This window comes from Enterobacter sp. RIT637 (assembly GCF_019718755.1).
Taxonomy (GTDB): domain Bacteria; phylum Pseudomonadota; class Gammaproteobacteria; order Enterobacterales; family Enterobacteriaceae; genus Enterobacter.
This window is the reverse complement of the sequence record NZ_JAIHAZ010000012.1, coordinates 18,976-40,753: the sequence shown is the minus strand read 5'-3', so window position 1 is coordinate 40,753 and position 21,778 is coordinate 18,976. Positions and strand designations below refer to the sequence as shown.

The window sequence follows — 21,778 nt, the reverse complement described above, 5'->3', positions numbered from 1 at the left end:
ACTGCCTGTGATCACCACCCTGCACATTCAAAACTACCGCTCGATTCGCGAAATGTCGCTGGAGCTGGAACAGCTCAACATCGTCTTTGGCCCAAACGGCACCGGAAAATCCAATATCTATAAGGCGATCCACCTGATGCACAGCGCCGCGCAGGGGCAGTTTTCGCAGGCACTGGCGAACGAGGGTGGGATTTTAAAAGTGTTCTGGGCAGGCAAAACCCGCAGCGACCAGCTGCGGCGGATGAATTTGGCCGTTGAAACAGAAACCTACGAATACGAGCTGCAGGTAGGCTTTGTCGAAAAACTGCCTTACCCCTCACAGTTTCAACTCGATCCGGTGATCAAAGAAGAGTCCATCTGGCTGAGCGGCCAGCACCGTCGGCCTTCGTCACAGCTGATGAAGCGTAAAAATCAGGCCGTATTTCTGAACAACGTGCATCACGAAAAAGTCACCCACAGCGGCACGCTGTATGAGAATGAATCGGTGTTCGGCCAGCTTGGCGAGCCGCATCTTTACCCGGAAGTGTCGCAGATGCGCGAGTCGCTGCGTAACTGGCGCTTTTACCATGAGTTTTCTGTATCAATCGGCTCGGCCATGCGCGCGCCTCAGGTTGGTTTCCGCTCCCCGGTGCTGGCGAGCGACGGCGCAAACCTGGCGGCGGCGTTTCAGACCATCGTCGAAATTGGCGACGAACTGCTGCTGAAGCGCATTCTCGACCAGGCCTTCCCCGGCTGCGTGTTTTACAGCGACAACACCGGCGGACGTTTTCGCATGATGATGCAGCGCGAGGGGCTGAGCAGACCGCTGGAACCGGCGGAGTTCTCCGACGGCACTCTGCGTTTTCTGTGCCTGGCGGTAGCCTTGCTCAGCCCGCGCCCACCGGCGTTTATCGCGTTGAACGAACCGGAAAACAGCCTGCATCCGCAGATGCTGCCCGCGCTGGCGAGCCTGATTGCCGAGGCCAGTCGCTACTCGCAGATTTGGCTGACCAGCCACTCGCCGGAGCTGGCGAATTTAATTGAGAAACATCGTTCGTTTTCACTGTATCAGCTGTCGATGGTGGAGGGGGAGACGCGGGTGGAGAGGCTGGGGTAAGCCGCATTCTCTTCCTTTGAAGCCCAATAAAATGAAATTTTCATTTTTTCTCTTTCACCTGCAGGGACTGCCCCCCTCCAATGATGAACCCTCCGCCTACAGAGATTTTGAGCGCAGTAATCAAGTCGCTCCACTTGAAATCAAAATCATTAAGGAAGAGATAGGAGGCCGCTGCAATTAGCAGACGGCCACCAGCCATGGTGATAAAGAGGCCTGATACCCAGAGTAATACCAGTAACAGGAAAAGTTTTAATCGAGGATTAATCATCATTTCTATAACTACCACAATCGCTTTCGTGATATTGATATTTCGTTTGGCAGTACGTCGAGATTGAGACTCTCTCTTTATCCCTATTTCGCTTCAACGTATCATTCCGATAAAGAACCCCAGATACCCGGCCCGACTTAACCATAAAAAGGGGCTAGTGAGGCTGGACAACCTAATACTTGTCAATTCTCTCATGGGTGCAAGCCCATCATTTTTGATAACGACATTTTTTGCGCAATAGCGACAGTGCATAATTAGAAAGAAAATCCCGGCAATCCCGAGACCAAAATAGCTTTCTCGACTCCCCCAAAAATGTGCGCTTAATTTTAAATAAGTTAATCCCCATACGCTTAGTAAAAAGACGATAAACGAACATGCTGCGATATTCATGTCTCGCTTACTGCCCAGCCCAAAAAAGAGCGCATCAAAGAAAATCATAGAGGTAAAAGGTGACTGGACGCTTCTTCCCGTCACTTTACTAAAGCGAAGAAACACGACCGTTCCAACTACAAAAGCGAAAAATGCAATTCCTAATAATACATAAATCATTTCATGAGTCCTTTTTGCCGCCTCATTCAATATACCTATCTGTTCTTCGACAGGTAAGAAAGTATCTTATCGGCATCAGGTTTGTTTGGTTGAGACTTCGTACGCCACACATTTTCTTCTTCCGCTATGTGCTCTCCTGTATCAGGCTCCTCACCCTGCTTAGTATCGGCTGGGGTAGCTCAATCTCTTCATACCCAACTTACCTGGGTGGGTCTTCGGATCGGTTCTTTTCCTTCGCCATAATGCACTGTATTCCTCCAATGAGGATCCCACCACTAATGGCAAGGGTAATAGCTTCAACAAGATCGCTGATTGGAAAATCAAATTGTCCAATGAAAAAGAAGCTGACCAGGGCAATCAACAAACGTCCAAATAAAAGCGTGGCAAATATTCCTGCTATCCAAACAGCGGCCAGTAATAAGAATAATTTTACCTTTGTAGTAATCATTATTTTCCTCTATCTGAATGCGGCAAACTGGTGAAGGACTGTAACCACTAGTTTCTGTAGGTTCCTGAATACTCGAATTTCTTAACCTGTCGTTATGACAGAACTTGCACGCTAGTTCTGCAGACGAAACGTCTTCCGCCACTCCGCCGGGCTGACCCCAAAACGCGCTTTAAACTGCTGTCGCCAGGTGACAGCAGAGTTAAACCCCACCAGCTCGGCCACGCGCTCAATCGGCATATTGCCGGCTTCAAGCAGGATCTGGCTGCGCCGCAGGCGCTCGGCGGTAAGCCAGTCGGCAACGCTCATCCCCGTGGCTTTAACAAAATGACGCGTCAGCGTGCGCCGGCTCATCGAGACGACTTCCGCCAGCGAGTCCAGATTATGCGGTTCGGTGATGTGCTGCTGGAGATAGTCAATCAGAAAGTTAATCCGCGCGTCGCGGGTATCCTTTGGCACTGGCTGGGCAATGAACTGCGCCTGACCGCCCTCGCGGTGCGGCGGCACAATCATCCGCCGGGCAATCTGGTTGGCGACGACGCTGCCAAACCGCTGGCGAATGATATACAGGCAGCAGTCCAGCGCGGCGGCCGTGCCTGCGGAAGTGATGATATTGCCGTCATCCACGTAGAGGGCGTTGATATCCAGCCGGACGTTTGGGAAGAGCGACTGAAACTGGCGCTCGAACTCCCAGTGGGTGGCCGCACGTTTGCCGTCGAGGATGCCCGCATAGGCCAGCACAAACGACCCAAGACACAGCCCGACGATTTCCGCCCCGTTGTCTCTTGCCTGTACCAGGCTGTCGAGCAGCGACTGAGGCGGGCGTTCAAGGACGTGCTGCCAGTATGGAACGACGACTATATCGGCCTGACCAATGGCGGTGTAATCCTGCGTGGCATTGAGGGCGAACCCGTCTTTTGAGGTGAGAAAACCCGGCGTTTCGGCGCAGATCGTGACATTAAAGCGCTTTTCGCCCGATACCGTATCGCCAAACAAAATGCAGGGAACGGAGTAGTGGAATGGGCTAAACCCGTCCACCGCGACAATGGCAACATGTAATAGTGACATCACTCTCTCCTTCCCTTTGTGGTGCTCAGAATATAACGCTTTCACCATCCTGGGGAATGCTCAACGCATCGCTAAACTGGTTGGCTTCGGCGTATTCACGCAGCGCGCTGCGGGTCAGCAGACAGTGGTTGATGGCCTCCATATGGGTCGCCACAATCTGCGCCTCAGGCAACAGAAAATGCACGTTCAGCACATCCTGCTCGCCCATGATAATGGGGCCAAAACCAATCACATGCGCGTAGCCGGCGTTCAGTACCACCACATCCGGCTGATGCTTTTGCATGTCGGCCGCCACCTCTTCACGCCAGATGGTATCCCCGGCGAGATAAAGCGTCTTTTCGTCAGGATGACGGAAGACGACGCCGCAGGCCTCGCCCAGGCGCTCCGCCAGGTCCGGCACGGCATAAGCGCGGTCAGTACCGTGCTGGCCGCCGTGGGTTTTCACGATGCTTACGTCATCAAATGCGGTCTCTTCGGTCATCACCGTCAGGTGGGTAAATCCCTGACTGCGCAGCAGCGCGGCGTCGCTGTCGTTTTGTACGTAGATCGGCTTGTCTTTGGCGATCAGCGCAATGGCGGTTTGATCCCAGTGATCGTCGTGCGTGTGGGTGACAATCACCGCGTCGGCATCGAGCAGCGTAGTAACCTCAACAGGTAGGTCAACGGTCGGGTTACGTATATCCGCACGTGCCGTACCGGGGAACCCCGGATAAGCACCTTTCGGCGCGAGCATGGGATCAACTAAAAAACGTTTTCCCGCGTAGGTAATCAGCTGAGTGGCATTGCGAATCTGAGTAATGTTCATGGGCTATCCTCCGGTGGGTGTGATAAGGAGAATAGCCCGCGACCACGCGTTACGATGTGGGTTAAAGGGCGATCATCGATGGAATTGGGCCAAACTTACCAGCCTGGCACCGCGCCGCCGTTGAAAATCGTTTCGGCCGCTTTTGCCACCTCAGGCGACTGATACGACTGTATGAATTCCTTCACGTTTTCCGCATCTTTCTTGTCCTCACGCGTCACGACAATGTTCACATACGGCGAATTTTTATCTTCAATGAAGACGCTGTCATGAACCGGCGACAGGCCGGTTTGCTGGAGGTAGGTGGTACTAATAATGGCGACATCCACCTTCGGATCATCCAGCACGCGCGGCAGCTGCGCGCCTTCAAGCTCCATAATCTTCAGATTTTTAGGGTTGGCGGTGATATCCAGCGCCGTCGGCAGCAGGCCAACGTCCGGCTTCAGGGCAATCAGCTTCTCTTTTTGCAGCAGCAGCAGCGCGCGACCGAGGTTGGTTGGGTCGTTTGGAATGGCAATAGTTGCGCCGTCTTTCAGTTCATTCACCGATTTGATCTTGCGGGAATAGCCAGCCATCGGGAAGACGAAGGTGTTTGCAACGGCCACCAGCTTGTAGCCGTGCGCCTTGTTATCTTCTGCGAGGAACGGGCGGTGCTGGAAGACGTTGGCATCCAGCTCCCCCTGGTTAGTGGCGTCGTTGGGCAGCAGCGATCCGCTAAAGCCCACCAGCTCCACGTCCAGACCGTATTTCTCTTTTGCCACCTTTTTACCGACCTCCGCCACGTCCTGCTCGGCACCGTTAATCACGCCGACCTTAATGTGTTTGGCATCATTGCTGTTTTGGTCACAGCCCGCGAGCAGCAGGCCAGTCAGGAGAAGCGCACCCAGTCGAAGTTTCACGAGACAGTTCCTTTTGTTAAACGTTTTGAAGACTATATCGACAACGCGACGACGCGCTAAAAAACGAAAAGGAATCAATAAGAAGGATAAGTTATATGCGGCCTATTGCCGGGTGGCGCTGCGCTTACCCGGCCTACGCGCGCAGGTGTTGTAGGCCCGGTAAGCAAAGCGCCACCGGGCGATGGGCATCACGCCTGCCGACGCAGCGGCGCTTCCCGTAAAAACCACGACAGCGCAAACGCCAGCACCATAATCCCTGCCGCCAGCAGGAACACCGCGTGAATGGCCGAGCCGAACGCATCAAGGTAGTCCAGCCTCAGAGCGTCAGGCAGATGATGGATGGCGGTCGGGTTCAGCTCGCGCGGCAGTTCTGCGCCTTCCGGAAGGCTGGCCATCAGCCCCGATTGCAGAATATTTGTGAATACCGCGCCAAACAGCGCGACGCCGATCGCCCCACCGATGGAGCGGAACAGCGTAACGCCCGACGTCGCTACACCGTATTGATCCGCCGACACGCTGTTTTGCACCGCCAGCACCAACACCTGCATCACCAGGCCCAGCCCCATCCCCAGCACGCTGGTGAACAGATAAAGCTGCCAGGTTGGCGAGGTGATTGAAATGCGCGTCAGTAAAAACATCCCCACCACGCCGAGCAGCGTGCCGAGGATCGGGAACAGGCGATATTTCCCGGTACGGCTGATGATCCGCCCGCTGATAATGGAGGTCAGCAGCAGCCCGCCCATAAGCGGAATGAGCTGCAGGCCTGCCTGCGTTGGCGTAGCGTCTTTCACCACCTGCAAATAAAGCGGCAGGAAGGTGACCGAGCCAAACAGCGACATACCGATGATAAAGCCAATCAGGCTACAGAGCAGGAAGCTGCGGTCGCGGAACAGCGACAGCGGAATAATCGGCTCCCACGCCAGCCGCTCCTCATAGATAAACCCGGCGATCCCCGTCAGGCCAAAGGCCAGAATGCACCACAGCTGCGGGTCGCTCCACGGGCGAACGGTGCCCCCTTCGGTGGTAAACAGGATGATGCACAGCAGCGCCATGCTGAGGTAAATCGCCCCCAGATAGTCAATCTCATGTTTGCTGCGCCGCGCGCTGCCGTGGAATACCGCGCCAATCACCAGCAGCGCAAACAGCCCCAGCGGCAGGTTGATGTAGAAAATCCAGCGCCAGGAGGCGTGCTGAACGATAAACCCGCCGATCAGCGGCCCGATGACCGTCGCCAGCCCAAACACGCCACCAAACAGCCCCTGATAGCGCCCGCGATCGGCAGGCGGGATCACGTCCGCCACAGCGGCCATGCTGATCACCATCAGGCCGCCGCCGCCCAGCCCCTGCAGGGCGCGCATCAGCACCAGTTGGGTCATGTTCTGCGCCAGCCCGCACAGCGCGGAGCCCGCAAGGAACAACACAATGGCGATTTGCAGGACGATTTTGCGGCCAAACAGATCGCCGAATTTACCGTACAGCGGCACCACGATGGTGGAGCTGAGTATGTACGCCGTCACTACCCAGGAGAGCTTATCCAGGCCGCCCAGCTCACCGACAATGGTTGGCAGCGCGGTAGAGACGATGGTTTGATCAAGCGCAGAAAGCAGCATCACCAGCAGCAGCGCGCTGAACAGCAGCTTAATCGACGGCGCTTTTTGCGCGGGTTGAGTCATTACGTCGGATTCCATAAGAGATCGCTTGAAATTAATTAATTGCATAATTAATATTTGTGGAAGTAATGAATAAGATCAAGAGGCACCGTGGTCATGCCAGCATTAAAAGACAATTCTGAACCGCGCCGCCCCGGCCGCCCTCGCGGGGGTAAACGCGTCACCGCCAGCCGCGAACAGCTGCTGGATATCGCCCTGAACCTCTTTTCCCGTCAGGGGATCGCCAACACGTCACTCAACGCCATTGCCAAAGAAGCGGGCGTCACGCCCGCGATGCTGCACTATTACTTCAACTCCCGTGAGCAACTGTTGGATGCGATGATTGAGGAGCGTTTTCTGCCGTTACGCGAGCGGATCGGGACGATTTTCGCCGATAACCGGAATTCGCCGGTGAACGCCCTGACGGAAATGGTTAAGGTGCTGGCCGAACTGGCGGAACAGTATCACTGGTTTGCACCGCTGTGGATGCAGGAGGTGATTGGCGAAATGCCGGTACTGCGCACTCATCTTCAGGCGCGGTTTGGTGACGAGAAGTATCAGGCGACGCTTGCCACCATCAAAGGCTGGCAGCAGGAAGGGAAGCTGAATCAGGCGCTGGCACCGGAGCTGCTGTTTACCACCTTGCTGAGCCTGGTGCTGGTGCCGTTTTCACGCATGCGCAATGACGAGAGGCTAAAATCCCTCTCGCCGGAGATTATTGTCCGTCATGCGCTTGCCGTAATCGGCACCGGGATCGGCGGTTAAAGCGCCTTTGCCAGATAGTGGCGCTGCATGCCCGCATGGGGATAATCCTGCAAAGACATCTGCAGCCGGTAGCCCTGTTTTTCATAGAACGGGCGCGCCTGGAAGCTGACGGTATCGACCAGCGCGTGCTTGCAGCCCTGGCGTCGGGCTTCATCTTCTGCCGTTTTGATGAGCTTGCTGCCCACGCCGGAGCCGCGCAGGGATTCGCTGACCCAGAGATAATCTATATTCAACCATTCTCCTTTACGCGCCCCGATTAACCCGCCCAGCATTACGCCATTATCGTCACGTACGTAAACGCCAATGTCGCCACTAAAGTTCGCCATATCTAAAAACTGCCCGTTATAGGCTCTTAACCCTACAAATAACTCTTCTTTCTCTTCAGGTGTGACTTTTTTAGTGATGCTCAACTGCATATTGCTCTCCTTATTTTCAGCGCAATTTGAATATCTCACAGCTTAACCTTCATAAAAACTCCTTATTTCCTCCATTGTTTAATCCAGGAAATATTCATTCAATATGTAAATAAAAAAAGCCTTTCCAATACGCACCTAAAACGTATAATGAGAACGATCATTCTCACTTTTACACGGTAGCCGACGATGAGCACAAAGCTGGAAGAACGACAAAAACTGCGCCAGGACGAGATCATCACCGCCGCGCGCCGCTGCTTTCGCGCCAGCGGGTTTCACGCCGCCAGCATGTCGCAGATTGCCAGCGAGGCGAAGCTCAGCGTCGGACAAATTTACCGTTATTTCAGTAACAAAGACGCGATTATCGAAGAGATGATCCGCCGCATCATCGACTCGCGCATCGAGGAGATGCAGGGCAAAACGCTGGTTGAAGGGATGCCGCAGGCCCTCGCCTGGCGGCAAACGCTCAACGAGGATGACGATGCCCTGATGCTGGAAATGTCCGCCGAGGCCACGCGTAATCCTCAGGTTGCCGCCATGCTGATCGAAGCCGAATCGCGCATGTTCGCCAACGCCTGCGCGCACCTGAAAAAGCAGTTTCCGCACCTGAGCGATGAGCATATTCGCTGCTGTGTGGAGATTACCGCCGTGATGATCGAAGGAACGATTTACCGTCGACTCGCGCCGTTAAAAGTACCGTCAGAACAATTAGAACCTCTTTATCAGGATATTTTAAATATGCTTTTCACTGCGAAGTAATCGCATATGAATAATTAGCGGGAATAAGTAATTCCCCTTTTTTACATTTCTGGCTCAGCCAGAGATGCGGTATCGCTGTGCCTTTAACTAGCCCTCCTCCCTGTTAAGCGATTAACAGGGCAGGCATCGTTCACCCTGGAAAAAGATTATGAAAACCATAACAACCTCCATCGCGGCATTACTCCTCCTGACAGGGTGCGATAATGCGCAAACATCTGCTCCCCAGCGTCCTCTTCCGGAAGTGGGGATTGTCACGCTCATGAGCCAGCCGGTGTCCGTCGTCAGCGAGCTGACGGGCCGCACCACCGCCGCCATGAGCGCCGAAGTGCGCCCGCAGGTAGGCGGCATTATCCAGAAGCGCCTGTTCACCGAAGGCGATACGGTCAAGGCCGGGCAGGCACTGTATCAAATCGACCCTTCCAGCTACCGCGCCGCCTACGATGAAGCCGCCGCCGCGCTGAAGCAGGCGCAGGCGCTGGTGCAGGCCGACTGCCAGAAGGCCCAGCGCTATGCGCAGCTGGTAAAAGACGACGGCGTGTCGCGTCAGGACGCAGAGGACGCGAAGTCCACCTGCGCGCAGGACAAGGCCAGCGTCGAGTCAAAGAAGGCCGCGCAGGAGAGCGCGCGCATTAACCTCAACTGGACCACGGTGACCGCGCCGATTGCCGGACGCATCGGCATCTCCTCCGTGACCCCCGGCGCGCTGGTGACCGCCCAGCAGGATACCGCACTCGCCACCGTTCGCGGCCTGGACAGCATGTACGTCGATCTCACGCGTTCCAGCGCCGATCTGCTGCGTTTACGCAAGCAAACCCTCGCCACCAATAGCGATACGCTAAGCGTGTCGTTAATCCTCGAAGACGGCAGCACCTACAGCGAGAAAGGCCGCCTGGCGTTAACCGAAGTGGCGGTGGATGAATCAACCGGCTCCGTCACGCTGCGCGCCGTCTTCCCGAACCCGCATCATCAGCTCCTGCCGGGTATGTTCGTTCGCGCCAGGGTGGATGAAGGCATCATGAACGACGCGATCCTGGCTCCTCAGCAGGGCATCACCCGCGATGCCAAAGGCACCGCCACCGCGCTGGTGGTCAATGCCAGCAACAAGGTCGAGCAGCGCCAGCTGGAGACGGGCGACACCTACGGCGACAAATGGCTGGTGCTGAGCGGCCTGAAGGCGGGCGATAAGCTGATTGTGGAAGGCACCGACAAAGTGACCGCCGGGCAGGAAGTGAAGGCCGAAGAGATGAAAGCCAGCGGAGGAAATGCCTGATGTTTTCACGTTTCTTCGTGCGTCGCCCGGTCTTTGCCTGGGTTATCGCCATTCTTATCATGCTCGCCGGGATGCTGGCGATCCGCTCGCTGCCGGTGGCGCAGTACCCGGACGTCGCCCCGCCGTCGATCAAAATCTCCGCCACCTACACCGGCGCCTCCGCGCAGACGCTGGAAAACAGCGTGACGCAGGTGATCGAGCAGCAGCTCACCGGGCTGGATAACCTGCTCTATTTCACCTCCACCAGCAGCTCGGACGGATCGGTGAGCATCAACGTCACCTTCGAGCAAGGAACCGACCCGGACACCGCGCAGGTGCAGGTGCAGAATAAGGTTCAGCAGGCGGAATCGCGCCTGCCAACCGAGGTGCAGCAGTCCGGCATTACCGTCGAGAAATCCCAGAGCAACTTCCTGCTGATCATGGGCGTGTACGATAAAACCGACACCGCCAGCAGCTCGGATATCGCCGACTGGCTGGTGAGCAATATGCAGGACCCGCTGGCGCGCGTGGAGGGCGTCGGCAGCCTGCAGGTGTTCGGTGCAGAATATGCGATGCGCATCTGGCTCGACCCGGCGAAGCTGGCGTCCTTCTCGCTGATGCCGTCCGACGTGCAAAGCGCAATTGAAGCGCAGAACGTGCAGGTTTCCGCCGGTAAAATCGGCGCGCTGCCCTCGTCGAACGCCCAGCAGCTGACCGCCACCGTGCGCGCCCAGTCTCGCCTGCAGACGGTGGATCAGTTCAAAAACATCATCGTGAAGAGCCAGTCCAACGGCGCGGTCGTGCACATCAGCGACGTCGCCCGCGTGGAGATGGGCAGCGAAGACTATACCGCCACCGCGAAGCTCAACGGCCACCCAGCGGCGGGTATGGCAGTCATGCTCTCACCGGGTGCGAACGCGCTCAACACTGCGACGGCGGTAAAAGACAAGATTGCTGAGTTCAAAAAGTCGATGCCGGAAGGCTACGACGTGGCCTACCCGAAAGACAGCACAGAGTTCATTAAGATCTCCGTTGAGGACGTGATTCAGACCCTGTTCGAAGCCATTATCCTCGTAGTGGTGGTGATGTACCTGTTCCTGCAAAACATCCGCGCGACGCTGATCCCGGCGCTGGCGGTGCCTGTCGTTCTGCTGGGCACCTTCGGTGTGCTGGCGCTGTTCGGCTACTCCATCAACACCCTGACGCTGTTTGCGATGGTGCTGGCGATTGGACTTTTGGTGGATGACGCCATCGTGGTGGTGGAAAACGTCGAGCGTATTATGCGCGACGAGGGGCTGCCCGCCCGGGAAGCCACTGAAAAATCAATGGGCGAAATCTCCGGCGCGCTGGTCGCCATTGCGCTGGTGCTCTCTGCAGTATTCCTGCCGATGGCCTTCTTCGGCGGCTCCACCGGGGTGATTTACCGTCAGTTCTCGGTCACCATTATTTCGGCGATGTTCCTCTCCGTGGTGGTGGCGTTGACCCTGACGCCCGCGCTCTGCGGCTCGATCCTGAGCCACACGACGCCGCACAAAAAGGGCTTCTTCGGCGCGTTTAACCGCTTCTACAGCAGGACCGAGCGCGGCTATCAGAACAAGGTGCTGCGCGCTCTGCGCCGTTCCGGCGGCATGCTGGTCATCTACGCCCTGCTCTGCGGCGCGATGGGCTTCGCCATGCTCAAGCTGCCGGGCAGCTTCCTGCCGACGGAAGACCAGGGCGAAATCATGGTGCAGTACACCCTGCCCGCCGGTGCGACGACGGTACGTACCGCCGAAGTCAGCCGCCAGGTGCGCGAGTGGTTCCTCACCAAAGAGAAAGCCAACACCAACGTGATCTTCACCATTGAAGGCTTCAGCTTCAGCGGCAGCGGCCAGAACGCCGGGATGGCGTTTGTCTCCCTGAAAAACTGGTCAGAGCGTAAAGGCGATGAGAATACCGCTCAGGCCATCGCCCTGCGCGCCACACAGGAGTTGAGCACCATCCGCGATGCGACCATCTTTGCCATGACGCCGCCTGCGGTGGACGGTCTGGGTCAGAGCAACGGCTTTACCTTTGAGCTGATGGCCAGCGGCGGCACCGACCGCGACGCCCTGCTGAAGCTGCGTAACCAGCTGATTGGCGAAGCCAACCAGGACAGCTCGCTGCACGCCGTGCGCGCCAACGATCTGCCGCAGATGCCGCAGCTTCAGGTGGATATCGACAACAACAAGGCCGTGTCGCTGGGGCTGTCCCTGAGCGACGTCACCGACACCCTCTCCAGCGCCTGGGGCGGGACCTACGTGAACGACTTTATCGATCGCGGCCGCGTGAAAAAGGTCTACATCCAGGGCGACAGCGACTATCGCGCCGTGCCGTCGGATCTCAACAAATGGTATGTGCGCGGCAGCGACAGCACCATGACCCCGTTCTCCGCCTTCGCCACCACCCGCTGGGAGTACGGCCCGGAAAGCCTGGTGCGCTACAACGGCTCGGCGGCGTATGAGATTCAGGGCGAAAACGCCAGCGGCGCAAGCTCCGGCACGGCGATGAGCAAAATGGAGCAGCTGGCGAATAATCTGCCGTCCGGCAGCACCTGGGCGTGGAGCGGTTTGTCGCTGCAGGAAAAACTGGCGAGCGGTCAGGCGATGAGCCTCTATGCCCTCTCCATCCTGGTCGTGTTCCTGTGCCTGGCAGCGCTGTATGAGAGCTGGTCAGTACCGATTTCGGTCATCATGGTGATCCCGCTTGGCGTGCTGGGCGCGGCCGTCGCCGCCTCCCTGCGCGGCCTCAACAACGACGTCTATTTCCAGGTAGCGCTGCTCACCACCATCGGCCTGTCGTCGAAGAACGCCATCCTGATTGTCGAGTTTGCCGAAGCCAAAGTCGCGGAAGGTTACTCACTGACCCGCGCTGCGCTGCGTGCCGCTCAGACGCGTCTGCGTCCGATCATCATGACCTCGCTGGCGTTTATCGCAGGGGTGACGCCGCTGGCCGTGGCAACCGGTGCAGGCGCCAACAGCCGCGTGGCAATTGGTACCGGCATTATCGGCGGGACGCTGGCCGCGACGCTGCTGGCGATCTTCTTCGTCCCTTTATTCTTTGTACTGGTGAAACGTCTGTTCTCCGGTAAACACGCGAACCGGAGGTCATAATGTTTCGTGTATCTATTTTAGCGTTAGCCCTGCTGAGCGCAGGCTGTGTGTCGTTAGACCCGACGTATCAACGCCCGGACGCCCCCGTCCCGGCAACCTTACCCGGCGCGCACGGTGAAGCCACGGCCGTGGTGAGCCAGTGGCAGCAGGTGATGAACGACGCGCGGCTGAAAAGCGTGGTGACGATGGCGCTGAACAGCAACCGCGACGTGCAAAAAGCGATTGCGGATATCGACGCCGCCCGCGCCCAGTACGGTGAAACGCGCTCGTCCCTGTTCCCGACGGTGGACGCCGAGCTGAGCCACACCCGCAGCCGCACGCTGGCGAGCGGCGTGACCACCAGCGACGAAGCCAACGGCGCGGTCTCCAGCTTCGAGCTGGATCTGTTTGGCCGCAACCAGAGCCTCTCCCGCGCCGCGCGTGAAACCTGGCTTGCCAGCGAATTCACTGCGCAGAATACGCGCCTGACGATGGTTAGCGAGCTGACCACGGCCTGGGTGACGCTGGCGGCGGATAACAGCAACCTGGCGCTGGCGGAATCCACGATGGAGAGCGCCGCGAACTCGCTGAAGATTGTGAAGCGCCAGCAGGACGTTGGCGTGGCGGCGGCGACGGACGTCAGTGAAGCGATGGCGGTGTACCAGCAGGCGCGCGCCAGCGTGGCGAGCTATCGGACGCTGGTGATGCAGGACAAAAACGCCCTCAATCTGCTGGCGGGCGATACGGTGCCGGAGAACCTGCTGCCCGGCACGCTGGAGAGCCTGAGCGACAACGCCATCACGCTGATCCCGGCGGGCGTCAGCTCCAGCGCGCTGCTGCGCCGCCCGGATATTCAGGAAGCCGAGCATAACCTGCTGAGCGCCAACGCCAACATCGGCGCGGCGCGCGCCAACTTCTTCCCGACCATTTCGCTGACCGCCAGCGCGGGCGTCGGCAGCGACTCACTCTCCTCCCTGTTCAGCCACGGTATGAAGGTCTGGTCGTTCGCGCCGTCCATCACCCTGCCGCTGTTTAGCGGCGGGAACAACCTGGCACAGCTGCGCTACGCGGAAGCGGAGAAGAAGGGGCTGATCGCCACCTACGAGAAAGCCATCCAGAGCGCGTTTAAGGACGTGGCCGACGCGCTGGCGCGTCGTGAAACCCTGAGCGAGCAGCTCGACGCCCAGCGTGAGTACGTCGCGGCGGAGCAAAAAACGCTGGATGTGGCAACGCGCAGCTATAAGGCGGGCGCGGGGGATTATCTGACGGTACTGACCGCGCAGCGGTCGCTGTGGTCAGCGCAGGAATCACTGATTGCGCTGCAGCAAACCGACCTCGAAAACCGCATCACGCTGTGGCAGTCGCTGGGCGGGGGGATCCAGTAACCTCATCGGTGGGCGATTCTCATGCGCAGAAAAGAGAAAATCATACTTTCGGCTGGAATCGCTACACTGAATGTAACGATATATTTCATGGGAAGCATGTGACTTCTAAAGGGGGTTGTTGATGAAAGCTGCGCACCTGGTCTGCCTGCTGGTTTGTCTGCTCTACCGTAGCAGGTGATTTACGGATTGATATTACAACGGTGGATAACTCGCATAAGCAGATGGCCGGTACCTCCTATCTGATTTATATCAGAACAGGCCCAAATAATCCGTTAACCACAGATATCAAATATTAATGGATGTATTTATCCCAATCTGCAAAGATTTCTTGCCGCCCCGAAGTGCTTAATTGAATATCCTGCATTGTTATATTTATGCGGGGGTTCCCCTCAGCATTTAATTTGATTCGTGAATGCTTGTTATATATTTATTTATTCAGTGAATAAATAATGTTTTGTACTATTTTACTCTACTTTGTGGAATGGTATTTTAATAACCAGCCTGAAAGCGTATTATTTTGATGAACCTTATTGCTTTATCAAAAGGATTTTGACGATGGCAGGACAATCAGACACGGTTCAACAACAGGATACCCTGAATCGTTATTTACTGTATTTCCCACGAAGTAAAAACGTTTCACCGGATGTTCATTCTTTTTGCGGGGAAGAAGAACTCAGTAAGCCCTACCGTTATACCATTCGCTTCACCAGTCCGAATCCGAACATTGCAGTGAAAGACGTTCTGAACCAGATGGCTGAATTTATTCTGCGCGCGCCTAACCCGAAAGCGAAATCGACCTGGCACAATCAGGAATCCTGGTTGCCGGTGCGCCAGATTAATGGCGTGATCACATCATTTTCCCGTCTGAAGTCGTCCGCCGATGAAGCCCTGTATGAGTGCGTGCTGGAGCATGAACTGGCGCTGCTGGATCGGAACTACCGTTCGGCCGTGTACATGGACATGACAGTGCCTGAGCTCGTCACGAAGTTGATGAAGGAGAGCGGGCATTTTCAGGGTTACAACATCGATTTTGACCAACTGAGCCACAACTACCCCAGCCGTGAAATGATTATCCAGTGGAAGGAAACCGATCTCCAGTTTATCCGCCGTCTGCTGGCCGAAGTCGGGATCTGGTTCCGCTTTGAAAATCACGACAAAGTACAAGGTGAAACGGTGGTGATTTTCGGTGACGGTGGTCGCCGCTATGTTTTCAGCAATAAGCAGCTGCCATACGTCCGCCATTCCGGCATGACCAGTCATGAAGAGTATGTAACCGAACTCGAAGAGCAGTACCAGCTCATCCCCGAAAATGTACTGGTCCGCACCTATAACTACCGCGATCCGTTTTCCCCACAGGCGGATAAAACCATTGCAGGGAACGACATTCCTCACGGGATAACCCGTGGAAAACAGTACCACTACGCCGATCACTTTATGGCTGCAGGTGACTTTTACGGCCAGGAGGCAGAAACAGCCTCGTTCTACGCACGTCTGCGTTATGAACGCCTGCTGAACAAACAGAGCGTACTGGGGGTGACAACCAGCGATCCGGAACTGCTGCCGGGCGTGATGTTTCACCCGACAGGGGATATTCCTGACGGGTTTAAGCCCGGATTTCTTGTGACCACCATGACGCTATCCGGCAGTCGCGCACAGCACTACCGCGCCATCCTGAAGGGTATCCCTTATCTGAACGGCTACAGCTACCGTCCGGAGTATCTGCCGCGGCCGGTAATAGCCGGTACGGTGCCCGGCCGCGTGGCGGCCATCAATCGCGATCATACATATGCCGGAGTCGATGCGCAGGGCCGCTACCGCGTGAAGTTTGATTTTGATCTTGATGAAAAACGGGACGGTTTTGAAAGCGCGCTGATGCGTCTGGGCAGGCCGTACGGCGGGGATGTGTTCGGTTTTCACTTCCCGCTGCTGGACGGCACAGAAGTGGCTGTTGCCTTTGAAGGCGGCGATCCGGACAGGCCGTATATCGCGCACGTCATGCATGACGGCAGTCATCCGGATTTGGTCACAAACCGCAACGACACCCGCAACGTGATCCGTACGGCTGCGTCGAACAAGATTCGTCTTGAGGACCGGCGCGGGCAGGAACACATCAAAATTTCCACGGAGCACGGTAAGGGGCAGGTCAGCGTCGGCCACCTGGTGGACGCCGAAGGGAAAAAGCGCGGGGAAGGCTTGGAGGCCCGTACCGATGACTGGATGGCGCTGCGTGCCGCTAAAGGGGTATTACTCACCACGGAGGCCCAGCCGCGCGCGGCAGGCAAACAGCTGGATATGACGGCCGCCATTGCACAACTGGAAAAAGCGCTGTCACTGGCGATGACGCTGCAACAATCAGCGGCGACGGCCGGGGCCGGGAATGTGGAAACCGATCAGCAAAACCAGCTGAGCCAGATGCTGAAAAACCTCACTGGTGCGGGCCTGCTGACCTATGCCGAAAAAGGGCAGGCGCATGTCACGCCAGACAGCCTGCAGCTGTCAGCCGGAAAAGACCTTATTGCCACGGCAGGCAGTGATGCCAGCGTGAACGTAGTAAGAAAATTCTCGCTGGTCGTGGGGGAAAAACTCTCGCTGTTCGCCCGCAAGCTCGGCATTCAGATGATTGCCGGTGCCGGTGACATCACGACGCAGGCCCAGCGCGGCGAAATGCACCTGCTTTCGCAGAAGGATTTCACGATGGCGAGTACCGCCGGGAAGATGAACGGCAGCGCTAAAGAGGGGATGCAGTTTGTCTGCGGTGGCGGCGGGATCCGTATCAGCCCTAATGGTCTGGTCACACTCTTCTCACCGACGGGAATCGAACTGAAAGCGCCAAACCTGAAGTACGACGGCCCGGAAAGTGCGCAGGTCACTGTCCCGCCGTTCAATAAGGGTGCGTTTAAACTCCGCTACCAGCTGCATGCCGGAGACGATCCGGAGCAAATTCTCGCGAACAAAAAATTCAGACTGACCAGCTCGGCCGGGAAAGTGGTGGAAGGCGTGACGGACAGCAACGGTCATTCATCGTTGCTCGATGCCGATGACCTGGATACCTACAAAATGGAGTTAATGGAATGACGGAAGCCAAACAAAGCCCGTACGCGCCACGGGTGATTTCTGAAGGGGATATCCCGGTACATAAAAGTCTGGGTGAGGTTGCCCAGACGCGCCGCGTAGGTGTACCGCGCCCGATGCCGGGGATTGTGATTCTGATTCACGGAGTGAACGACGTGGGCGAAGCGTACCAGAATCAGGAGAAAGGCATTCTTGCCGGTCTGAGTAAACGTCTTAATCGTCAGGACTTTTACGCGCATGAATGGGGAGAGTACCGCATTACCCATCCTGGCCGTTCGCCTGTTATCCCATTCTACTGGGGGTATAAGCCTGTTACACATGAAGACTACCGGGCAGACCAGAAGCGGTACCGGGATGAAGTCGGAAAACTTTCTTCCGGTGCCCAGCTGCCTTATGACGCCTATCAGGAAGATAACGAGACGAACAAGGCCGCGCTGGGTAATGACGGTAAGGGTTCGTTTAAGTATCAGAATGACAACCTCAAGAATGGTCTTGATTCAAATTTTGCAAAAGGTGGCGGTACGTTCGCCAATGCGACTACCAACATTCCCGATATGCTGGGGCCAGGAGCGGGAGGTTTTGGCGTGGCAGCGGTGGGATTTGCATCACTGCATATGAACGACGGGGATTACACTCACCCCATTTATGAAAACCCGCACCGAATCTATCAGTTTTTGCGGCTCAGCGGCTAGCGGACTTGATTCTTACCATCCGCCGAAACCCGGTAACGGCAAAGGATGTGATCAACGTGGTAGCCCATAGCCAGGGTACCATCATCACCATGCTGGCGAATATGCTCGTCAAACAAGAAACAATGGATCCGGTGAACTGCGTCATCCTTAATCATTCCCCTTATTCACTGGAGTCCCGCATGGCTGAAAATATTCAGCCCGGATATCAACAGACGGATGCCGCCAGGCAGAAGACATTCAAAAACTTCTGTAGCTTGATGCATACGCAGTGGAAAGGAGGAGGGATATTAGACGAGGATGAATTACTTGCCCTTGAAGCCTCCTGTACGCTGCGTAAACCTTCTGATAATCCGTTGCGGGCTGATGACCGCTATGGACGTAACAATAACGGTAAAGTGTATAACTACTTCTGTCCAAATGATGGCGTTGTATCGCTGGAAAATGTGCAGGGATTTGGCTGGCGAGGGATCCCTCAGAAAATTGCAGATGGCATCCCTAACCTGTTCCAGCGAGTTTTTTATCAACACGGCGAAGTAGGGAAAGCACCTGACACTAAACCCTTTGAGTTGCCACAACGAAAAGAGGGTGATGCAAAATATTCGTTTCTCCCGAATGCCAGCTACCGCGCCCATGACGTAGTGGTAAACGGTGAAGAATTGCCGGAGCCCTTTATTTTCAAACTACAGGGGCAGGATAACCATCCGGATAATGACCCTAAAACGAGTGACAAGCCGTATACGTATTATATCGACCCGGAGAGCCCTGATGCCTATATATCGTATTCGGCTAAAGCCAGTGCCATCAAACGCACGGATTCTGCGATGTATATGCTTAACAGTTATCAGCGTATTAGCTGGAAGCCTGGGCACGTTTTAACACCAGCTGAGCTGAATGTGGAAAGTAATGGCCGGGAGCATACCGTTATTCACGGGGAAGTTACTGGTTCTAAAGATTATCCTGTTTTGTCCATTACCTGGATGAAAACCCGTGAAGAACTTGAAAAAGAATGGAAAAAAGCTGACCCGGTAAGCTACAGCCAGCATTCGTCAATTGTTATGAGCGAGTTCGCACCTTCGCACGCGATGGCGTTCGACCTGGCAATCGGCCAGTGCAAGTCATTTGACTACAAAGCCGGTAAATTCTGGGAAAGCCTGTTGCATCGTGCCGACTGGCGTGATCCGTTGAATGGTAATGCTGATGCGAGAGAATATTATCGTTCTGGGAGATTGCCAGTTGCCGGGACTAAAAACTTTATGAATAAGCCTGATGAGGTACTGCCGCTGGGCGATTTTGGTGTGGAAAATGATTATATCGGTATTCGACCTCGTTCGCGTAACCTGATGGATATTGAGATGGGAACCGTCAGACCGGAAGATTTCCAGAAGATAAAGCTCCTTCAATGGGAAATGCCTAAACCTAAAAGTGACAGCCAGCTGGCTTAAGGGTAAGACATGAAAGGATTATGTATTGGCCTGGCGGTCTCCGCTATTTTTCTGGTAGCTGCGTGTCAGGCTCAGGAAACACCGACGCAGGTAGTGTATCGGTTCGATGACCATCGTTATCTGGAGTTGAAGGGCTGGGGCTGTGAAGGTGAACTCTGGTATACGGACACAGAACGAGGGATTCATTCTCAGCCATTTTTTCAATTTTACCGGATATTCACTAAAAAGTTTGAACATCCATCCCAGCGCTATATTGCTGTTCCAAACTGGGAAGTAGATGGATTTATGGTTTCCAAAGATTATGGGCAAACCTGGAAGGCTGTAGGTTTTTCTCCTTCGGGGAATGAACCGAATGGTGATAACCGAGCGCCAGCGGAAGACGCAGTATCCTTCACCGTCGTTAATGATCAGGGTTTTTTACAGACCAAACACCGGCTGTATATATCGTCAAAACCGTTCGATGATCCGCGTCTGGCTGCTGGTGGTCCTGGGATCGAATATACCGTGGATGACGGTATGGGAGGTAAGGTAAACGGCAAGCTGGAGTCGAGTAACGCCGGTCCATCCTGGGGACTGGATTACATTACCAAACAAGGTCTGAAAGAAGATACGGCTCAGTTTAAGACCAACTATCAGGGATTACCAGACAAGATCCCCGAAGTAAAAGGCTACACCGGTTGGGACCATATGCGTTGTGACATGGACGTGGGGAAATAACTCATGAAAGGATTATGTGGAGGGATTATTACTACCGCTGTTTTATTTGCGGCAGCTTGTAAGGCTTCAGAACCGCCAACACAGGTGGTTTACCGATTTGATGACCATCGTTATCTGGAGTTGAAAGGCTGGGACTGTGAAGGTGAACTCTGGTACACGGACACTGAACGAGGGATTCATTCTCAGCCATTTTTTCAATTTTACCGGATATTCACTAAAAAGTTTGAACACCCATCCCAGCGCTATATTGCTGTTCCAAACTGGGAGGTGGATGGATTTATGGTTTCCAAAGATTATGGGCAAACCTGGAAGGCTGTAGGTTTTTCTCCTTCGGGGAATGAACCGAATGGTGATAACCGAGCGCCAGCGGAAGACGCAGTATCCTTCACCGTCGTTAATGATCAGGGTTTTTTACAGACCAAACACCGGCTGTATATGTCGTCAAAACCGTTTGATGATCCGCGAATTTTGCCGGGCGGACCGGGGATTCAATATCGTTTAGACACTGGTGAAATGGATGAAATTACGCCAGACGCGCCAGGATGGTCCTGGGGAATGGTTTATTTTACACAGGAAGGTTTACAGGGAAAAACCATGCGCCGTGAGGCTAACTATCAGGGCTTGCCGGACAAGGTGCCTGAAGTGAAGGGGTACACCGGTTGGGACCATATGCGGTGTGACATGGACGTGGGGAAATAACTCATGAAAGGATTATGTGGAGGGATTATTACTACCGCTGTTTTATTTGCGGCAGCTTGTAAGGCTTCAGAACCGCCAACACAGGTGGTTTACCGATTTGATGACCATCGTTATCTGGAGTTGAAAGGCTGGGACTGTGAAGGTGAACTCTGGTACACGGACACAGAACGAGGGATTCATTCTCAGCCATTTTTTCAATTTTACCGGATATTCACTAAAAAGTTTGAACACCCATCCCAGCGCTATATTGCTGTTCCAAACTGGGAGGTGGATGGATTTATGGTTTCCAAAGATTATGGGCAAACCTGGAAGGCTGTAGGTTTTTCTCCTTCGGGGAATGAACCGAATGGTGATAACCGAGCGCCAGCGGAAGACGCAGTATCCTTCACGGTCGTCAACGATCAGGGTTTTTTACAGACCAAACACCGGCTGTATATGTCGTCAAAGCCGTTCGATGACCCTCGTTTATTGCCGGGGGGGGCGGGGATTCAATATAAACTTGCCGATGGAACAAATGGAAATATTAAGCCCGGTACCGGGGGATGGGCTTGGGGAATGGTTTATATGACTAAGCAAGGGCTGAAGGGAACGGTTCAGGAACGTCAGTCCAACTGGCAGGATCAACCGAAAAAGGTACCGGAAGTTAAGGGGTACACGGGCTGGAATCATATGCAGTGTAATATGGATGCGGGACGATAG

18 protein-coding genes and 1 pseudogene are annotated in these 21,778 nt (G+C 55.2%); 11 read left to right on the top strand and 8 right to left on the bottom strand.

The features are described from left to right. Positions 1–7 precede the first annotated feature (7 nt). Positions 8–1,096 carry an AAA family ATPase gene (locus K5E19_RS16630; RefSeq protein WP_221552172.1) on the top strand — a complete coding sequence of 363 codons (1,089 nt, stop codon included), beginning with the start codon at positions 8–10 and terminating at the stop codon, positions 1,094–1,096. Between the two features lie 40 nt (positions 1,097–1,136). Here K5E19_RS16630 and K5E19_RS16625 read toward each other — a convergent pair whose 3' ends face one another. The 7 genes from K5E19_RS16625 to K5E19_RS16595 form a co-directional block, all read right to left on the bottom strand. Next, positions 1,137–1,367, bottom strand: coding sequence for a hypothetical protein (locus tag K5E19_RS16625; protein WP_221552169.1), 231 nt, complete (start codon positions 1,365–1,367; stop codon positions 1,137–1,139). 90 nt (positions 1,368–1,457) lie between these two features. Next, positions 1,458–1,913, bottom strand: coding sequence for a hypothetical protein (locus tag K5E19_RS16620; RefSeq protein ID WP_221552167.1), 456 nt, complete (start codon positions 1,911–1,913; stop codon positions 1,458–1,460). Between the two features lie 199 nt (positions 1,914–2,112). Beyond that, entirely contained in the window at positions 2,113–2,361 is a 249-nt protein-coding gene (locus tag K5E19_RS16615; protein ID WP_221552164.1) for a hypothetical protein, read from the bottom strand. 111 nt (positions 2,362–2,472) lie between these two features. Further along, positions 2,473–3,426 carry a GlxA family transcriptional regulator gene (locus tag K5E19_RS16610; RefSeq protein ID WP_221552162.1) on the bottom strand — a complete coding sequence of 318 codons (954 nt, stop codon included), beginning with the start codon at positions 3,424–3,426 and terminating at the stop codon, positions 2,473–2,475. Positions 3,427–3,451: 25 nt separating this feature from the next. Then, entirely contained in the window at positions 3,452–4,231 is a 780-nt protein-coding gene (locus tag K5E19_RS16605) for an MBL fold metallo-hydrolase (protein ID WP_221552159.1), read from the bottom strand. A gap of 95 nt (positions 4,232–4,326) precedes the next feature. Then, positions 4,327–5,127 carry a lipoprotein NlpA gene (gene nlpA / locus K5E19_RS16600; RefSeq protein ID WP_221552157.1) on the bottom strand — a complete coding sequence of 267 codons (801 nt, stop codon included), beginning with the start codon at positions 5,125–5,127 and terminating at the stop codon, positions 4,327–4,329. Positions 5,128–5,315: 188 nt separating this feature from the next. Continuing rightward, a complete protein-coding gene (locus tag K5E19_RS16595) occupies positions 5,316–6,815 on the bottom strand; it encodes an MDR family MFS transporter (RefSeq protein WP_221552156.1) in 1,500 nt (499 codons plus the stop codon). Positions 6,816–6,893: 78 nt separating this feature from the next. On the opposite strand from K5E19_RS16595, the gene K5E19_RS16590 reads away from it, so the two are divergent. Next, on the top strand, positions 6,894–7,541 hold the full coding sequence (locus K5E19_RS16590) for a TetR/AcrR family transcriptional regulator (RefSeq protein WP_221552155.1): 648 nt from the start codon (positions 6,894–6,896) through the stop codon (positions 7,539–7,541). On the opposite strand, the gene K5E19_RS16585 is transcribed toward K5E19_RS16590, so the two are convergent. Then, positions 7,538–7,957, bottom strand: a complete 420-nt coding sequence (locus K5E19_RS16585) for a GNAT family N-acetyltransferase (protein WP_221552154.1) — start codon at positions 7,955–7,957, stop codon at positions 7,538–7,540. The two genes, K5E19_RS16590 and K5E19_RS16585, sit on opposite strands and share 4 nt — an antisense overlap. Positions 7,958–8,143: 186 nt before the next feature. On the opposite strand from K5E19_RS16585, the gene K5E19_RS16580 reads away from it, so the two are divergent. From K5E19_RS16580 to K5E19_RS16540, 9 genes and pseudogenes are all read left to right on the top strand, one after another. Further along, complete coding sequence (locus K5E19_RS16580; RefSeq protein WP_221552153.1) at positions 8,144–8,713, top strand: TetR/AcrR family transcriptional regulator; 570 nt, start codon at positions 8,144–8,146, stop codon at positions 8,711–8,713. Between the two features lie 148 nt (positions 8,714–8,861). Then, a complete protein-coding gene (locus tag K5E19_RS16575) occupies positions 8,862–9,983 on the top strand; it encodes an efflux RND transporter periplasmic adaptor subunit (protein ID WP_221552152.1) in 1,122 nt (373 codons plus the stop codon). Continuing rightward, on the top strand, positions 9,983–13,093 hold the full coding sequence (locus K5E19_RS16570) for an efflux RND transporter permease subunit (RefSeq protein WP_221552151.1): 3,111 nt from the start codon (positions 9,983–9,985) through the stop codon (positions 13,091–13,093). Before K5E19_RS16575 ends, K5E19_RS16570 begins: the two co-directional genes overlap by 1 nt. Continuing rightward, on the top strand, positions 13,093–14,457 hold the full coding sequence (locus tag K5E19_RS16565) for an efflux transporter outer membrane subunit (RefSeq protein ID WP_059347361.1): 1,365 nt from the start codon (positions 13,093–13,095) through the stop codon (positions 14,455–14,457). The genes K5E19_RS16570 and K5E19_RS16565 overlap by 1 nt, the downstream gene beginning before the upstream one ends. A gap of 555 nt (positions 14,458–15,012) precedes the next feature. Continuing rightward, the gene (locus K5E19_RS16560; protein ID WP_221552150.1) at positions 15,013–17,532 is read left to right on the top strand and encodes a type VI secretion system Vgr family protein; all 2,520 of its coding nucleotides are present in this window, start codon (positions 15,013–15,015) and stop codon (positions 17,530–17,532) included. Next, positions 17,529–19,663, top strand: a pseudogene (locus K5E19_RS16555) (DUF3274 domain-containing protein). The gene K5E19_RS16560 and the pseudogene K5E19_RS16555 overlap by 4 nt, the downstream one beginning before the upstream one ends. Before the next feature lie 9 nt (positions 19,664–19,672). Then, positions 19,673–20,380, top strand: coding sequence for a hypothetical protein (locus tag K5E19_RS16550; protein WP_221552149.1), 708 nt, complete (start codon positions 19,673–19,675; stop codon positions 20,378–20,380). Positions 20,381–20,383: 3 nt separating this feature from the next. Next, positions 20,384–21,079: a hypothetical protein gene (locus K5E19_RS16545; RefSeq protein ID WP_221552148.1), complete on the top strand. Its 696-nt coding sequence runs from the start codon at positions 20,384–20,386 to the stop codon at positions 21,077–21,079. Between the two features lie 3 nt (positions 21,080–21,082). Continuing rightward, positions 21,083–21,778: a hypothetical protein gene (locus K5E19_RS16540; RefSeq protein ID WP_221552147.1), complete on the top strand. Its 696-nt coding sequence runs from the start codon at positions 21,083–21,085 to the stop codon at positions 21,776–21,778.

Coding starts and splice junctions, on each gene's coding strand:
- K5E19_RS16625 (WP_221552169.1), bottom strand. CDS start 1,367: ATGATGATTAATCCTCGATTAAAACTTTTCCTGTTACTGGTATTACTC.
- K5E19_RS16620 (WP_221552167.1), bottom strand. CDS start 1,913: ATGATTTATGTATTATTAGGAATTGCATTTTTCGCTTTTGTAGTTGGA.
- K5E19_RS16615 (WP_221552164.1), bottom strand. CDS start 2,361: ATGATTACTACAAAGGTAAAATTATTCTTATTACTGGCCGCTGTTTGG.
- K5E19_RS16610 (WP_221552162.1), bottom strand. CDS start 3,426: ATGTCACTATTACATGTTGCCATTGTCGCGGTGGACGGGTTTAGCCCA.
- K5E19_RS16605 (WP_221552159.1), bottom strand. CDS start 4,231: ATGAACATTACTCAGATTCGCAATGCCACTCAGCTGATTACCTACGCG.
- K5E19_RS16595 (WP_221552156.1), bottom strand. CDS start 6,815: ATGGAATCCGACGTAATGACTCAACCCGCGCAAAAAGCGCCGTCGATT.
- K5E19_RS16590 (WP_221552155.1), top strand. CDS start 6,894: ATGCCAGCATTAAAAGACAATTCTGAACCGCGCCGCCCCGGCCGCCCT.
- K5E19_RS16585 (WP_221552154.1), bottom strand. CDS start 7,957: ATGCAGTTGAGCATCACTAAAAAAGTCACACCTGAAGAGAAAGAAGAG.
- K5E19_RS16580 (WP_221552153.1), top strand. CDS start 8,144: ATGAGCACAAAGCTGGAAGAACGACAAAAACTGCGCCAGGACGAGATC.
- K5E19_RS16575 (WP_221552152.1), top strand. CDS start 8,862: ATGAAAACCATAACAACCTCCATCGCGGCATTACTCCTCCTGACAGGG.
- K5E19_RS16570 (WP_221552151.1), top strand. CDS start 9,983: ATGTTTTCACGTTTCTTCGTGCGTCGCCCGGTCTTTGCCTGGGTTATC.
- K5E19_RS16565 (WP_059347361.1), top strand. CDS start 13,093: ATGTTTCGTGTATCTATTTTAGCGTTAGCCCTGCTGAGCGCAGGCTGT.
- K5E19_RS16560 (WP_221552150.1), top strand. CDS start 15,013: ATGGCAGGACAATCAGACACGGTTCAACAACAGGATACCCTGAATCGT.
- K5E19_RS16550 (WP_221552149.1), top strand. CDS start 19,673: ATGAAAGGATTATGTATTGGCCTGGCGGTCTCCGCTATTTTTCTGGTA.
- K5E19_RS16545 (WP_221552148.1), top strand. CDS start 20,384: ATGAAAGGATTATGTGGAGGGATTATTACTACCGCTGTTTTATTTGCG.
- K5E19_RS16540 (WP_221552147.1), top strand. CDS start 21,083: ATGAAAGGATTATGTGGAGGGATTATTACTACCGCTGTTTTATTTGCG.